General features: G+C 39.2%; 18 protein-coding genes. 8 read left to right on the forward strand and 10 right to left on the reverse strand.

Annotated elements, in window-relative coordinates; all coding sequences use genetic code 11:
- Positions 1-130 (reverse strand): septation protein IspZ (locus tag ATS71_RS18945; protein ID WP_235591446.1); only part of this gene is annotated, 130 nt, incomplete at its 3' end.
- A 171-nt stretch (positions 131-301) separates the two neighbouring features.
- Here ATS71_RS18945 and ATS71_RS08270 point away from each other — a divergent pair.
- A complete protein-coding gene (locus ATS71_RS08270) occupies positions 302-571 on the forward strand; it encodes an HU family DNA-binding protein (RefSeq protein ID WP_058404394.1) in 270 nt (89 codons plus the stop codon).
- 207 nt (positions 572-778) lie between these two features.
- Positions 779-1,357 carry a type 1 glutamine amidotransferase domain-containing protein gene (locus ATS71_RS08275; RefSeq protein WP_058404395.1) on the forward strand — a complete coding sequence of 193 codons (579 nt, stop codon included), beginning with the start codon at positions 779-781 and terminating at the stop codon, positions 1,355-1,357.
- Positions 1,358-1,442: 85 nt separating this feature from the next.
- Here ATS71_RS08275 and trpA read toward each other — a convergent pair whose 3' ends face one another.
- The 6 genes from trpA to ATS71_RS08305 are packed head-to-tail and all read right to left on the reverse strand — an operon-like array spanning position 1,443 to position 8,030.
- Positions 1,443-2,264, reverse strand: coding sequence for a tryptophan synthase subunit alpha (gene trpA, locus ATS71_RS08280; RefSeq protein WP_058404396.1), 822 nt, complete (start codon positions 2,262-2,264; stop codon positions 1,443-1,445).
- Complete coding sequence (gene trpB / locus ATS71_RS08285) at positions 2,261-3,445, reverse strand: tryptophan synthase subunit beta (RefSeq protein ID WP_058404476.1); 1,185 nt, start codon at positions 3,443-3,445, stop codon at positions 2,261-2,263. The genes trpA and trpB overlap by 4 nt, the downstream gene beginning before the upstream one ends.
- Before the next feature lie 7 nt (positions 3,446-3,452).
- Positions 3,453-4,817: a bifunctional indole-3-glycerol-phosphate synthase TrpC/phosphoribosylanthranilate isomerase TrpF gene (gene trpCF, locus ATS71_RS08290; protein WP_058404397.1), complete on the reverse strand. Its 1,365-nt coding sequence runs from the start codon at positions 4,815-4,817 to the stop codon at positions 3,453-3,455.
- Positions 4,810-5,847 carry an anthranilate phosphoribosyltransferase gene (trpD, locus tag ATS71_RS08295; protein ID WP_058404398.1) on the reverse strand — a complete coding sequence of 346 codons (1,038 nt, stop codon included), beginning with the start codon at positions 5,845-5,847 and terminating at the stop codon, positions 4,810-4,812. The genes trpCF and trpD overlap by 8 nt, the downstream gene beginning before the upstream one ends.
- A gap of 10 nt (positions 5,848-5,857) precedes the next feature.
- A complete protein-coding gene (locus ATS71_RS08300; RefSeq protein WP_058404399.1) occupies positions 5,858-6,460 on the reverse strand; it encodes an aminodeoxychorismate/anthranilate synthase component II in 603 nt (200 codons plus the stop codon).
- 1 nt (position 6,461) lies between these two features.
- Positions 6,462-8,030 carry an anthranilate synthase component 1 gene (locus tag ATS71_RS08305; RefSeq protein WP_058404400.1) on the reverse strand — a complete coding sequence of 523 codons (1,569 nt, stop codon included), beginning with the start codon at positions 8,028-8,030 and terminating at the stop codon, positions 6,462-6,464.
- 446 nt (positions 8,031-8,476) lie between these two features.
- Here ATS71_RS08305 and rnm point away from each other — a divergent pair, with 446 nt between their 5' ends.
- The 5 genes from rnm to ATS71_RS08330 all read left to right on the forward strand — a co-directional run bounded on the left by rnm (position 8,477) and on the right by ATS71_RS08330 (position 12,068).
- Complete coding sequence (gene rnm, locus ATS71_RS08310; RefSeq protein WP_058404401.1) at positions 8,477-9,331, forward strand: RNase RNM; 855 nt, start codon at positions 8,477-8,479, stop codon at positions 9,329-9,331.
- A complete protein-coding gene (locus ATS71_RS08315) occupies positions 9,328-9,948 on the forward strand; it encodes an L-threonylcarbamoyladenylate synthase (protein WP_006792208.1) in 621 nt (206 codons plus the stop codon). The genes rnm and ATS71_RS08315 overlap by 4 nt, the downstream gene beginning before the upstream one ends.
- Positions 9,949-9,954: 6 nt before the next feature.
- Entirely contained in the window at positions 9,955-10,779 is an 825-nt protein-coding gene (locus ATS71_RS08320; protein WP_058404402.1) for a segregation and condensation protein A, read from the forward strand.
- A 157-nt stretch (positions 10,780-10,936) separates the two neighbouring features.
- Positions 10,937-11,488: a cytochrome b gene (locus ATS71_RS08325; RefSeq protein ID WP_058404403.1), complete on the forward strand. Its 552-nt coding sequence runs from the start codon at positions 10,937-10,939 to the stop codon at positions 11,486-11,488.
- Between the two features lies 1 nt (position 11,489).
- Positions 11,490-12,068: a YceI family protein gene (locus ATS71_RS08330; protein ID WP_058404404.1), complete on the forward strand. Its 579-nt coding sequence runs from the start codon at positions 11,490-11,492 to the stop codon at positions 12,066-12,068.
- A gap of 59 nt (positions 12,069-12,127) precedes the next feature.
- Here ATS71_RS08330 and ATS71_RS08335 read toward each other — a convergent pair whose 3' ends face one another.
- Positions 12,128-12,961, reverse strand: a complete 834-nt coding sequence (locus ATS71_RS08335; RefSeq protein WP_058404477.1) for a transporter substrate-binding domain-containing protein — start codon at positions 12,959-12,961, stop codon at positions 12,128-12,130.
- 126 nt (positions 12,962-13,087) lie between these two features.
- Positions 13,088-13,231, reverse strand: coding sequence for a hypothetical protein (locus ATS71_RS18655; RefSeq protein ID WP_008113633.1), 144 nt, complete (start codon positions 13,229-13,231; stop codon positions 13,088-13,090).
- 390 nt (positions 13,232-13,621) lie between these two features.
- Here ATS71_RS18655 and ATS71_RS08340 point away from each other — a divergent pair, with 390 nt between their 5' ends.
- On the forward strand, positions 13,622-14,176 hold the full coding sequence (locus ATS71_RS08340; RefSeq protein WP_058404405.1) for a dienelactone hydrolase family protein: 555 nt from the start codon (positions 13,622-13,624) through the stop codon (positions 14,174-14,176).
- A gap of 40 nt (positions 14,177-14,216) precedes the next feature.
- On the opposite strand, the gene ATS71_RS08345 is transcribed toward ATS71_RS08340, so the two are convergent.
- Positions 14,217-15,017: a M61 family metallopeptidase gene (locus tag ATS71_RS08345; protein ID WP_058404406.1), complete on the reverse strand. Its 801-nt coding sequence runs from the start codon at positions 15,015-15,017 to the stop codon at positions 14,217-14,219.
- Positions 15,018-15,058: the final 41 nt, after the last annotated feature.

Raw genomic sequence — 15,058 nt, forward strand, 5'->3', positions numbered from 1 at the left:
GCTTGAAATAGCTAAATATGACTTGAATAAGAGACGTTGCAATTAATAAAGCCGTTGCCCAGTATATATCTACAAGCTTAAACACTGCAAAAAACAGTATGAGTGGAATGTATTCAATTAATGCGTGCATATACTACCTAAATTATACAAAAATAAATTAAAGCGTTTTTACCACATAACACTTGGTAACTACAAGGTTGACTTAAAGCCCTGTAAGCCTTAGCCTGCGTGGCTTTATTTATTCATCATTATATTCCCACGCTAAACGCATTCATTGTTTACGTGTATTTAGGAGCCTTAAATGAACAAAACTCAACTTATCGTCGAAATGGCAAAACACAGTGAACTCACTAAAAAAGATACAAAAGCTGCTCTTTCAAGCATCCAAAAAGTGATTACTAAATCGCTCTCTGAAGGCGATCAGGTACAAATTAATGGATTTGGTACCTTTGCACTTAGCTATTATCCGGCGCGAACTGGTCGCAATCCGCAAACAGGTGAAACAATTGAAATCGAAGGGGCTAACAAGGCCGTTTTTAAACCAGCAAAAGCACTCAAAGATCGCCTTTAATACCTCACGTTTACCTATCTTTTATTTTGCCATTTACACAAAGCTCCATTTAAAACGCCATGTAGATTATTCATAAATTATAAATAATTTACATGGCTCTATATCATAAATTAATATTTTTAATAAGTTTCAGTAAGTTAAAGCTGGCATCCGATGTGCTTACTATACAGTGAGCTAAACACTTAATTATTTAATAAGGAGAGCCAAATGAATAAATTACAATCGCGCACGCCACTTGAAGGTAAAAAAATTGCAATTTTAGCCACTGATGGCTTTGAACAAAGTGAGCTGTTTTCTCCGCGTGATGCATTATTGAATGCTGGAGCCAAAATAGAGATAGTCTCTATTAAAGAAGGTCAAATTACTGGGTGGAATGAAGACAAGTGGGGCGAAAAAGTCTCAGTAGATAAACTCGTAACAAATACTAACTCTGCTGATTACGATGCGTTAATGTTACCCGGTGGGTTATTTAACCCCGATAGCCTTCGCCAAGATAAACATGCAAAAGCCTTCATAGATGGTTTTTTTGGTGCAGAAAAAAACAAACCGGTTGCCGCAATTTGTCATGCTCCCTGGTTATTGGCAGAAATAAATAAGTTACGTGACCGCACGGTAACCTCATTTCCAAGTATTAAAAGCGACTTAATGAATGCAGGTGCCAATTGGGTAGATGAAGAAGTGTGCGTAGATAGAGGGTTGGTGACCAGCCGCAGCCCCGAAGATTTAGATGCTTTTAATGCTAAATTTATTGAAGAAGTTCTCGAAGGTAAACACCAAGCTCATTAAGCTTTCTAAGTATAAGTATAAGTATGAGTTTAAAATTAAAAAGGGCATTTTTAATGCCCTTTTTTAATGCGTAAATTTAAACTTATTATAATGCGGTTGCGGCTTTCATTTCGCTGACAAAAGCTTTTAACTGCGCAGTCATTACGTTTAAATCATTAAGGTTTGCTTCAATAATTTTTACTACCGCTGAGCCAGAAATAGCGCCAGCTGCACCTGCATTTAATGCTGATTTAACATCTTCTGGCGTTGAAATACCAAAGCCTAGTAGTGCAGGAGCTGCATGATACTCTTTTAATTTATTTACAATATTACCTGCAGGCATTTGTGCTTTAGTATCTGTACCAGTTACACCTGCACGTGAAAGTAAATAGGTATAGCCACGGCCATATGAAGCGCACTGGCGAAGCGTGTCGTCGTTTGCATTAGGCGTGGCAATAAATATTGGGTCTACGCCATTGTCCATTGCAGCCTTTCTAAACATTTTAGACTCATGCAAAGGGACATCAGCGACTAAAATAGAGTCTACACCTACGGCTTTTGCATCTTTGTAAAACGCTTCTAAGCCACGCTTAAACACTAGGTTAGAATAAAGTAACAGGCCTATTGGTATATCGGCGTTGTATTCACGAATTTCTTTAATAATGTCAAAGCAGTCTTGGGTGTTAATATTCACATCAAGCGCACGAATATTAGCGGCTTGAATAACCGGGCCATCAGCTATTGGATCTGAAAAGGGGATACCTAGTTCTAGTCCATCAGCACCACCATCAATTAAGCTTTTAATGATGGCAATACTCTGCTCTTTACCTGGGTCGCCAATAGTGACGAAAGGAACAAACGCCCCTTGTTTTTTTTCATTCAATGCAGCAAACATAGCGCCATAACGGTCCGTCTTAATTTGGCTCATAGCTGGCCTCCTTCAGATAATACTTTGTGTACGTGTGCTAAATCTTTATCGCCACGGCCACTTAAATTAATAACAATAACACTGTCTTGTGTTTGCTCTTCTGCATATTTGAGCGCGTAGGCTAATGCATGGCTTGATTCAAGCGCCGGAATAATACCTTCGTTTTTAGCTAATGACTGAAATGCATCAAGTGCTTCAGTATCGCTAATTCCTACATATTGTGCACGGCCAGTTTCATGTAAAAATGCGTGTTGTGGGCCTACCGCTGGGTAATCAAGACCGGCTGATACAGAGTATGACTCTTCAATTTGGCCATCATCATTTTGCATAATGTAGGTGTATGTACCGTGCAGTATACCTTTAGTGCCTTTACAAATAGTGGCACCGTGTTCATGAGTGTCTAGGCCTTTACCCGCAGGTTCAACACCAATAAGCTTTACACTTGGCTCGTCGATAAAGTCGGTAAACATACCAATAGCGTTAGAGCCACCACCAACGCAGGCAATAACAGCGTCTGGTAAGCGACCTTCAGCGTCAAGCACTTGTTGCTTGGCTTCTTCACCAATTACTTTTTGGTATTCGCGAACAATAGTTGGGAATGGGTGAGGGCCTGCAGCAGTTCCTAATAGGTAATGCGCTTCTTGGTAGTTAGCTGACCAGTCACGTAATGCCTCGTTAACGGCATCTTTTAATGTGCCAGAACCCGCTGTAACAGGAATGACTTCTGCGCCCATTAATTTCATTCTAAATACATTAGGTTGTTGACGTTCAACGTCTTTTGCACCCATGTAAATACGGCACTTTAAACCTAGCAGTGCACACGCTAAAGCGGTAGCAACACCATGTTGACCTGCGCCGGTTTCAGCAATGACTTCTTTTTTACCCATGCGTTTTGTTAGTAATGCTTGGCCGAGTACTTGGTTTGTTTTATGAGCACCGCCATGAAGTAAATCTTCACGCTTTAAGTAAAGTTTAACCTTTGGATTTTTAACTAAATTACGCGTTAAAGTAAGAGGAGTAGGGCGACCTGCATACTCATTTAGTAATTTACTAAGTTCTGCTTGGAACTCAGGATCTTTTTGCGCTTTGTTAAATTCGTTTTCTAACTGCTTAAGCGCAGGGACAAGTAACTCGGGTACAAACATACCGCCAAACTCGCCAAAATAAGCTGGATTTTGCATTTTAACCTCAATAATTTCTGATACTTGTAAAAGCATGATGTAATTTGTTTGGGCACTTTTTACCTGGAGCGTCTTCAACTCCAGAATTTAAATCAAGGCCTAAAGCGCCTTGAAAAAGCGCATCTTTTATATTGTCTGGATTTAAGCCACCAGCAAGCATAAATGGCGTTGTTGCATCGCGAAGTACTGACCAATCAAATACCTTACCTGTGCCACCAGCTTGTGTATCGCTGTGAGTGTCGTACAAGTGTCGGTCAACGCCATTGACAGGAGTAGGTAGCGCATCTTTAACTGCTTGTGCTTTCCAAATTTCACAGTTGTTTGGTAACTGTGTACGCAACGCTTTAATGTAATCGTCACTTTCTTTGCCATGTAATTGAACTGCCGCTAACTTTAACACACTTGCAGCGTGAGCAACCTTATCTGTTGGTTCATCAACAAAAACACCAACAAATTTTAGTGGTACTGATTGCGTTATGGCTTGGGCGCAATCTAAATCAACACAGCGTGGAGATTTAGGGTAAAAAATTAAACCGCCATATATAGCGCCAGCATTATACGCTGCTTGCGCATCCTGACTGCGAGTAAGCCCACACACTTTATTTTCACCCAAAATAACACTGCGACATGCTTGATCTAAATCAGCTTCGGCCATCAGCGAGCTGCCAATTAAAAAGCCATCGCACAGCGGGGCTAAGCGTTTAACGTCTTGATGGGTATAGATACCTGACTCAGAAATAACGACTTTATCTTCAGGGATTAATTTACGCAGTCTCTCAGTAGTTGCCAAATCGGTACTTAAATCACGTAAATCACGATTATTAATACCAATAATTTTAGCATTCAGGGCAAGTGCTCGGTGTACTTCTTCTTCATTACTTACTTCTGTAAGCACGGCCATATTGAGTGAATCAGCCACTGTGTGAAGTGCAGTATATTCTTCATCATTAAGTACCGAAAGCATAAGTAAAATTGCATCGCCACCATAAATGCGGGCCATGTAAACTTGATACTCATCTATGAAAAAGTCTTTACAAATAAGAGGCTGCTCAACTTGGCTGCGTACAAACTCAAGGTAATCAAAGCTACCTTGAAAATATTTAGTGTCGGTAAGCACGCTCATGCAACTTGCATATTTTTTATATGCTGCAGTGATTTCGGTTAAATCAAAAGGTTCTCTTATTAACCCTTTTGAAGGGGATGCTTTTTTACACTCTAAAATAAATTGAATCCCCGGTGCAGCCAATGCGCTATAAAAATCGCGACTGGTAGGCACAGCCTGATCTTTGAAGCTTTCAAGCGGACGTGCGGCTTTTCGTTCGATTAATTCTAGTTTTTTATCAGCAACAATTTTGTCTAATACATTAGCCATGACTTACCTCAATAATTGCATTTAACGTGTCCATGGCTTTGCCTGAACTTAAAAGTGAGTGTACTGCCTGAGCGCCTTCTTTAAGCGAATCGGCTTTTCCTGTTAGGTATAAAAGTGCAGCAACATTGACCACAATAGCGGCATTATGAGCGTCAGTGCCTTTGCCTTGTAAAATAGCAACACTTGCATCAGCGTTATATTGTGGGCCTTCACCTGCTAGTTGTTCAAGTGAATAGTTTGCAAGGTCAAAGTCGCTTGGGTTGAGCGTGTACTGGGTTATTTCACCGTTGTTTAATTCAACAACATGCGTTGACCCATGAAGAGCAATTTCGTCAGTGCCTGAACCATGCACGACCATTGCGCGTTTAGTGCCTAATGTTTTAAGCGTTTGTGCCATAGGCATACATAGCGACTCGTCGTAAACACCTAGTAATTGCACATCAGGTGCCGCTGGGTTAGCAAGAGGGCCTAAAATATTAAAAATTGTACGTGTTTTGAGTGTAGTACGTACGCCCATCGCATGACGAACACCGCTGTGATAATGAGGCGCAAACAAAAACGTAAAGTGTGTTTGCTCAAGGCATTTTGCTGCTTGTTCTGGGCTCATATCTATATTAATACCGAGCGCTTTGAGTAAGTCGGCAGAGCCTGAGTTACTCGACACACTGCGGTTGCCGTGTTTTACCACGTTGATACCTGCTGCAGCTGCAACAATAGCGGCTGTGGTACTGATATTAATTGTGTTTGACCCATCGCCACCGGTGCCGCAGCTATCTGCAAGTTGTGTACAGGTGGTATTAAACGCGACTGCGTTTTCACGCATGGATGCTGCAGCTCCGGCTATTTCATCACTAACTTCACCTTTCATTTTAAGACTGATTAGTAATGCTGTTAGCTCGATATCGCTCATATTACCTTGCATAATTTCATCAAATAGCGCTTTTGATTGGCTGTAGTTGAGTGACTGCTTTGTAATTAACTGTTCAATAGCGCTTTGAACATTAAGGGAAGTGGGTAATTGTGTACACATAATGTTCTCTTTATTTATTAGTTGTTAAGTAAGCAACACTTTGTTGCAGCAACAAGGCACCATTAGGCGTTAGTATTGATTCAGGGTGAAACTGGTAACCCAACGCACTGTCACCATGGTGATAAATAGCCATTGGAATGTCTTGATATTGTGCTATTACGTCTATGCTATCGGGCACCTTCGTGGCCATTAATGAGTGGTAACGTGCTACCGGCATTGTTTCGCCCATATTTTCAAAAACAGGATGTGCGTTTAATTCAATGATTGACGATTTACCATGTACGGTTTCACCTGCGTGACCGATTACTCCACCATAACTTTGTGTTAAAGCTTGTTGCCCTAAGCAAATACCGAGCATTGGAAAATGGCCTTTGCACAGCTGAATAAGATCCATCAAACAGCCTGCATCGCTGGGTGTGCCAGGACCTGGTGAAAGCACAAGTAAAACTTGGCCTTGCTCTTGGCTCATTTTATTAAAAATGATGTCGGCACTTATGTTATTTCTGTATACAACAAGCTCATCGCCTAACATGGTTAGTTCGTCTACTAGGTTGTAACTAAACGAGTCAAAGTTATCTAAAAAGTAAATTTTGATTGGTTGTGATGCACTCATGTTATACCGCCTCGTAAGTTGATTTAATGGCGGTTATGACCGCTTGAGCTTTGGCACGTGTTTCGTTAGCTTCAGATTGCGGGTCTGAATCAAATACAACCCCAGCCCCAGCTTGAACATAGGCCATGTTGTTTTTAACAAAAGCAGAGCGAATAACAATACAGCTGTCCATTGCGCCATCACCGGTTAAATAACCCACTGCGCCACCGTAACTGCCGCGTCGTTTGCCCTCTGTTTGGCGAACAAGTTCTGCGGCACGTACTTTGGGTGCGCCTACCAAGGTACCCATGTTCATACACGCTTGGTAAGCATGCAGTGCATCTAGTTCTGGTTTTAATGTGCCAACAACACGTGAAACCAAATGCATAACCTGCGAATAACGGTCTACTTTTAAGAGCTCTTTTGCATGACGAGTACCTGCAACACTAATGCGCGCTACATCGTTACGGGCTAAGTCAACAAGCATTAGGTGTTCTGCCCGTTCTTTTTGATCGTTTCTAAGTTCAAGTTCAATACGACTATCCAAGTCAGGATTTATTTGCCCATTAGCAAACTTACCACGAGGGCGAGTCCCTGCAATTGGATATACTTCTACCTGTTGGTTATTAACATCATATTTAAGTGCCGATTCGGGCGATGCACCAAATAAAGCAAACTCTTCGTCGCGCATGTAAAACATGTAAGGGCTTGGATTTTGCAGTTTTAATTGGCTGTACGCATGTAAAGCGTTAGGGCAAGGCAGAGAAAAAGTTCGAGAGGGAACAACCTGAAAAATATCACCGTCAACAATGTTCTTTTTTAGTTTTACAACTTGTTCGCAGTAAGTCTCGTCACTTATGTCTACATTAACGTCGCAATCCCCTTTGTTTAATGGGGCGCTGTACTGGGCTGCGTTATCGCAAAGACTGTTTAATCGCTCCAGTTGTTTACCTACTTCAAAACAGTTTGCGTGAACGTCTGGGCCGTTAAACACATTACCAATCAGTTCTGTGGTTTGTTTTTGATGATCAATTACAACGAGTGTTTCAGCTAAATAAAATACATAGTCAGGGCAGCTGTTTTCGCCATCGGGCACATCACTTAACTGTTCAAAGTTTGCAACCATGTCGTAGGCAAATACACCGCCTAAAAATAAAGAGAATGGATTGTTAGTGGTGCTTTTGATTGAGTTTATACAGGTTCGTAGGGCACTAAATGCGTTATCCGCTACTAATTTACTGGCTTCATCAATGTCGTTATGTGTACTTAAGTAATTTAGGGTTAGGCTTGTATCGTTTAGCTCGGCTTTACAGTTTTTAACATTTGCTTGTAAGTAACTTAACAGCTGCTGCCCATTGTTTGATTGGGCTGTAATTATGACTGTTTTGCCTTGGCAAACGATGCGTAATGCACAATCGACTAAAATTAAACTTTTTACACTGTCTTTAGAATCAATTTCAGCTGATTCAAGTAGCAGTGAGTTGGGTTTATCAAGCGCTGCGTATAATGCAAGTGGGCTACTAATGTAATCGCGTGTTTGCGTAATACTGGTTACTTCACCCGGTGTAGTTGTTATATGACTAAAAATCAAACCTCATTCCCTCAAAAAATTAAACCCCGCAATGCTGTGCAATGCGGGGTTTGAATAACGTATCTAAATTATAAACAGATCATTATCGTCCCGCTATACCAGGCGCCACCACCAATGATGTGTAAGAGTAAGACCGTTATTCATGTTTTTCTGCCTCAAATTTATTATGTATTTATTAAAATTTAGTTATAAAAAAACCCGCATGTTTGCGGGTTTTGAAATTTTGTCAGACACGACAATTCATCACCCGATAATTACGAGTGCCACCACCAGATTGTGTTTAGGTTTGAATTGTTCATAGTATTAAATTCTTGATGTGTCTTAAAGTGGCTACAGTAAAACGTATCTTGTGCTTTTGTGTCAAGTGTTTATTAAAAACAATTTAGTGAAAAAACTTGTTATACTTGCATAAACACCTTTAAACCTTAATTTTAAGCAGTTTTCTTTTGATAAAATATGATTTACATAGTCACACCACACATTCAGACGGGCATTTAACGGTTGAAGAATTATTAAACCGTGCGGTAGATAAAAACATTGATGTGTTTGCTATTACCGATCATGACACTGTGGCAGCTATTAAGCCGGCTCAATCATTTATTAAGTCAGAGAATCTTCCGCTGTCATTAATTACAGGCACAGAAATATCGACGAAATGGGAAAGTTTTGAGATTCATATTGTAGGCTTAAACATAAATGTCGATAACGAAGAGCTCGATGCCTTATTATCAGCACAGCAACAAAAGCGCGAAGAGCGGGCAACACAAATAGGCTTTCGTTTAGAGAAAAATGGCTTTGAAGGCATTTATGACCAAGCTAAAGAGCTTGCTGTAAATGGACAAATTACACGCGCTCATTTTGCACGTGCATTAATGCAGCGTGGAGTAGCTAAAAATTTCCCTGGGGTATTTAAAAAGTATTTAGGGCGAGGTAAAACAGGATACGTACCAAGTTGTTGGTGCGATATGCAAACTGCTATTAATGCAATACATGCAGCAGGGGGCGTTGCAGTGCTTGCCCACCCGAGTAGCTATCGAATGTCTAATAAGTGGTTGCGTAAACTGTTAATTGAATTTAAAAACGCAGGTGGCGATGCAATGGAAGTAGCACAACCTCAGCAAGCACCCAGCGAGCGCCAGTTTTTGGGCGAACTTAGCCGAGAGTACGAACTATTATGTTCGCAAGGCTCTGATTTTCATTTTCCAACAAGCTATTTAGAGCTTGGTAAAAATTTATACTTGCCCAAAGATTGCCAAGGTGTTTGGCAAGTTTGGGAAGGACCAGAAGGGGCATTAACATGAGTCAATTATTTCATATTCACCCAGATAACCCACAAGCAAGACTAATAACTCAGGCTGTTGATATAATAAAGCAAGGGGGCGTTGTTGTTTATCCTACAGATTCGGGCTATGCGATTGGCTGTAATATTGGTAATAAGCAAGCCAAAGAGCGTATAGAGCGTATTCGTGGAATTGATAAGAACGACAATTTTACGCTTGTATGCCGTGATTTATCAGAGTTATCAACTTATGCACGTGTTGATAATCAATTATTTAGGTTAATTAAAAATAATACGCCGGGCCCTTACACCTTTATTTTCAAAGGCACAAAGGAAGTTCCTAAGCGTTTATTAAACGATAAGAAAAAAACGATTGGTATACGTGTTATTGAGCACCCAATAGCATGTGCTCTTTTAGCTGAGTTAGGCGAGCCACTCATGTCGTGTTCGCTTATTTTACCTGGGCAAGAATTTACAGAATCGGATCCTGACGAAATTTTAGATAGGCTTGATAAACACGTCGATCTTATTATTCACGGCGGATACCTACCAGAGCAAGCAACAACGGTAATTGATTTGTCTGAAGACGATGTAAAAATACTGCGTGTTGGCTGTGGTGATGTGAGCCCGTTTGAGTAAATAAACGTGACATCAACAACTAAATACCCACCAGTAATTGATGAGCCAGTGCAGCAAAATCTGCCACTGGCTTTTTTGCATGGAAAAGCCGTTGTTGATAAACCTGAAGACTTATATATTCCACCTGACGCACTCGAAGTTATTTTAGAAACCTTTGAGGGGCCGCTTGATTTACTTCTTTATTTAATAAAAAAACATAAGCTTGATGTACTTGAGCTCTCGATATTCAGTATTACAGAGCAATATGTTAGTTATGTTGAAATGATGAGCGAGTTTCACTTAGAGCTCGCCGGTGAATATTTAGTCATGGCGGCATTATTAGCACAAATAAAATCACGCCTGCTACTTCCTGTCCATGAAGAGCTCGAAGAAGAGGAAGATCCGCGTGCCGAACTTATTAAACGCTTACAAGAATACGAGCAATTTAAAAAAGCAGCTGAAAACCTAGATGACATTCCTCGTGTTGGGCGTGATATTTTTGTTGCCCGTGCCGTCATGCCTATTAACGACGATACAAACCAAAACCTACCCGAAATAGAGCTTAAAGATTTAATGCTTGCCCTGAGTGAAGTTATGGCAAGAGCTAAAACCTTTGAACATCATCAAATAACAGCAGAAGTTTTGTCAACCCGTGAGCGTATGAGCCAAATATTACACCAACTCTCCAAGGCAAATAGCGCAATAGTATTTAATGAACTTTTTAAAGTATCAGAAGGTCGCAGCGGGGTTGTTGTAAGCTTTATAGCTATGCTTGAGCTAATAAAAGAAGGACTAATTACTTGTCTGCAAGTTAACGCAGAAAGTTTAATCTACGTCAGTCTTAGTGAATAGCCGCTGCTAATAAATACTTTAATTACCCTTTAATTTCCTTAATTTAATTTACGCCAATTACTTTTGTGCATATATGCACAGAAGCTGTTTGTTTACGCTATTTTACTAAATGACAATCTGCTATATCTTGTACATATTAAAACACAGGATATTAATTATGGTTAAAAATACGCCGCTATCTTATGGATTCGTTGCCATTACTTTGCACTGGTTAATGGCGATTACTGTTATAGGCTTATTTGGCTTGGGTTTATACATGGTCGAACTTACCTATTATGACAGCTGGTATAAAGGCTCCCTAGATTTACATAAAAGTATAGGTATTACGCTTGCAGCCGTTTTGGTTTTTAGGATTTTATGGCGCGTTTTATCTGTTAATCCAAAACCTCTAGGAACAAATTCGAAAATAAACCAACTGGCACACACGGCTCATGTAGGTATGTACATATTATTGGCTGTTATTGTGGTAGCGGGGTACTTAATTTCAACTGCAGACGGACGACCGATTGAAGTATTTATGTTGTTTAATGTATCCGCTCTTGATTTTGTTTTTGATGATCAAGCTGATATTGCAGGAAAAGTTCATTACTACGGTGCATGTATATTAATTGGGTTTGTTATTTTACATGCGCTGGGTGCGTTAAAGCACCATTTTATAGATAAAGATAAAACGTTAACAAGAATGATTACCCCATTGAAGGAAGATTAATATGAAAAAATTACTAATAAATACGGCCGTATCTGCGGCTCTCGTTTTATCAGCATCGGCTGCAAATGCTGCTGAATATATTATTGATACAAAAGGGGCACACGCTTTTGTGAACTTTAAAATAAAGCATTTGGGATACAGCTGGTTACATGGGCGATTTAATACGTTTGACGGTGAATTTAATTACGATGCAGAAAAACCTAATGCGTCACAAATAATGGTAAATATAGACACAACGAGCCTTGATTCTAATCATGCAGAGCGTGATAAACACTTACGTGGTAAAGATTTTTTAAATGTTGATAAATACCCAAGTGCTACGTTTAAAAGTACTAAAATCACGTTTAATGATGCTAATTCAGGCAAAGTAACTGGTGATTTTACATTGCATGGTGTAACAAAAAGTATTACCTTTGAAATAGACAAAATCGGTGAAGGCCAAGACCCATGGGGTGGTTACCGTGTAGGCTTTGAAGGCGAAACAAGCCTTAAATTAAGTGACTATGGTATTAATTATAATTTAGGGCCTGCGTCAACTCATGTTGATATAGGATTATTTATTGAAGGTATTCGTAAATAAGCTGGGCTGTCACTAAATAATCAACCTTTAAAGCGCCGCATTAAGTGGCGCTTTTTGGTTTAATTCATTCTTGTTTTTAGCAATGGCTTTAAATGCTCGGGCAACCACTTTGATAGTGCATGAATGTATTCATCTGTTTGTTTTATTACCTTAAGATGTTTATTTAGCAAAGCAATATTTTTAATACCTTGTTCGGTTTTAGTGCAACCAATATAGCCATAACTTAACGCAGGTGCTTCAGTTAACGGCCTCTGGGTTAAGTTATTTTGAAACTTCATTGATTTAGCTAAATAAAAATGTTCACTTGGGTAGCCAAGTAAAATATCAATGCGTTTTAAATTAAGCATATAGGTAAGACTAGCTAAGCTATCTCGGGTAGGACGAATAACAATATCAACATCGGGCGTTGAATTGATTATACTATCAATAGCTTCCCCATAAGAGCGACTTAAAGAAACGCCTAATGTTAGCTTTTTCTCTTGCAGTAAATCATACAAAGAGACCTCAGTGTTGTTTTTAAGCGATAGCGCACTCGCTAGTTTCTTATGAAGTGCAACAGAGGGAGACAAACCCACTGTAGAACTCTCTTGAGTAAACACCATTTGCTGCTTTCTGTTTTCGTTTTTGTAAAGAGAGAGCACACACGCGTCATTAGTTTTATCTGAGAGTGTTTGAATTAACTTGCTAGCAGGCACTACAACACGGTTAAATTCAACATGTGGTAGTTGGTCTTCGAGTAATTTAATGATTGTTTCGTCGCGGCCTTGGCCCTGATATTTACCATTTAAAATATAGTAGGGCGCAAAATCGTTGGTTAACCAGTTAATTGTTTGAGCATGGCACAATGAAGTTAGAAAAAAATAAGGTAAAAGAGTTAAAAATACACGTAACATTACAGCAACCAACGAATGTAATTGAGTTAGTGTTTTAACACCTAAGTATTAAAAAGTAAAATGCCAGCAACAAGGCTGGCATAATATTCTCAATAATCTCGCGTTAATCCACGATGAAAACTGTGTTTAGCTGGCTTTTAACCATTTCACAAACTGACGTGCATCACTTGCTTTTTGAAATAATGCATTTTTTAAACCTTGCGTATCACTAAAGATAACACGATGTTTGTTTACTGAAATTGATTGCACAGGATGTGCAATTTGGATCATAGATCCGTTATATTTATAAGACATAATAAAACTCACTTTATTCTTGTAATTTATTCTGCGCTATTTTTATAGCAAACTGCAGTCAATAAATTAACGATGTTGTGTTTAGCTTCATTACAGTGTTGACGATCTTTATGACACTTTTACGATGATAGTAAAATTCATCTCGGTATTATTTAAGGGGTACTCGCCGTACAATAACTTAGCTTTCAAATATACGTTGTGCGGGGCTTACTGGATCAGGGTAAATAGGTTAACCGCGGTGGTTTCTTAAACCAGAGGGGGAATTTAACCTAAATAATAATTACGCGCAAGTTATTTGTATAAATATATAAAACATAGATTTTATCAACTGGTTAAATACGTTGATTTACGACTAAAAGGAATAGTATGCATTACATAATAGTCAGTGATATTTACGGAAAAACGCCCGCTTTACAGGACTTTTGTAAAGCATTAAACACGAAGTTTACCCTTGTTGAACCCTATGGTGGGAAAGAGCAAGCTATTGAAAGTGAAGAAAATAACTATAAAAATTTTATAAAGGAGTGTGGTCATAACGCGTATACAACAATGTTGCATAAAAAATTTGATAGACTCACATCACCTACAGTTTGTATCGCCTTTAGTGCGGGGGCTAGCGCTGCGTGGCGAGCTCAGTTATTAACAGGCAATCCACATCTTAAAAAAGTGGTTGGCTTTTATCCATCGCAAATACGAAACTACTTAAATTTAAAAGCCAATGTGCCATGTGAATTTATTTTTCCTTACCATGAAACACACTTTGATGTTACAGCTGTTATTAATGAGCTTAATGAAAAGCAAAACGTAATTTGCCAACCAACAGGTTATTGCCATGGATTTATGAACAAGCGTTCTTTAAATTATAACGAGCAAGCTTACCAACACTTTTACAACTATTTAAAGTCTAATGAGTTTTCATAATTCTGGGTGAGGTGTGTTTTAATTTAAAAAGTAAAACATTTTAAAGTGTATTAATTAATTTTTTTGTTATGTTTGGAAAGTCAGAACGGTTTTTATATTCTGCGTATAAAGAAGCAAAAATAGTACTCCGTGAGAGTTTATCAAGATCTTTGATAAACGTTTTAGCACTTGAACGTGCTGTTCTACAGCATAGTTGATAGGCTTTTATTATCTCAGCTAGGGTTTGACCTTGCTGTTGAAGTGCTAAATCGGCTTCAACAAAAAACGCAGCGCCTGTCCAATACACACGTTGTTGAGCACCTTGGTTCCACATATCAGCAGAGAGTTCACTTAAGGGCTGCGATTTGGTTTTACTTTGTAGTCTAGCTCTATCAAAACCAGCATTTAATCGTTGAACAAATTGCGCTTGGGTTGCTACACCGCTGTCACGCATAATTACGTTTTGCATGTAACTGGCAAACCCTTCACTTAACCAAAATGCAGAATAGGGAAAAAGCGGCAAATATAAATGCGATAGCTCGTGATATAGGGTCCAGTCTTTAGTAAATGCATTTAGACTAGCATACCTGTCTATGTGTAGTTCAAGTCCATCGGGGTTGCTTCGCTTTACCGTTGCCCATGGTACAGGCTCAAATGCAAAATATTGAGGCTTTAAATAAATAGGCAAGGTAGTTTGCTTTAAAGGCCCAAGCGTATTTTCAGTTTTTTTTACACTCTGATCAATCCAAGTAGAGACAACTTGTTGGCCATTTTTAGATAGCGAGTTAAGCTGGTGTATATCAACCTCAAGGGCATAGGTGTTTAAAGAGCTTATAAATAACAACGTCCACATTAACTTCATTAAAATACCTCATTATATTTAAAAACTGATACGAACCGTAC

Origin of the sequence: Pseudoalteromonas sp. H71, assembly GCF_001468485.1 — a bacterium.
Lineage (GTDB): Bacteria > Pseudomonadota > Gammaproteobacteria > Enterobacterales > Alteromonadaceae > Pseudoalteromonas.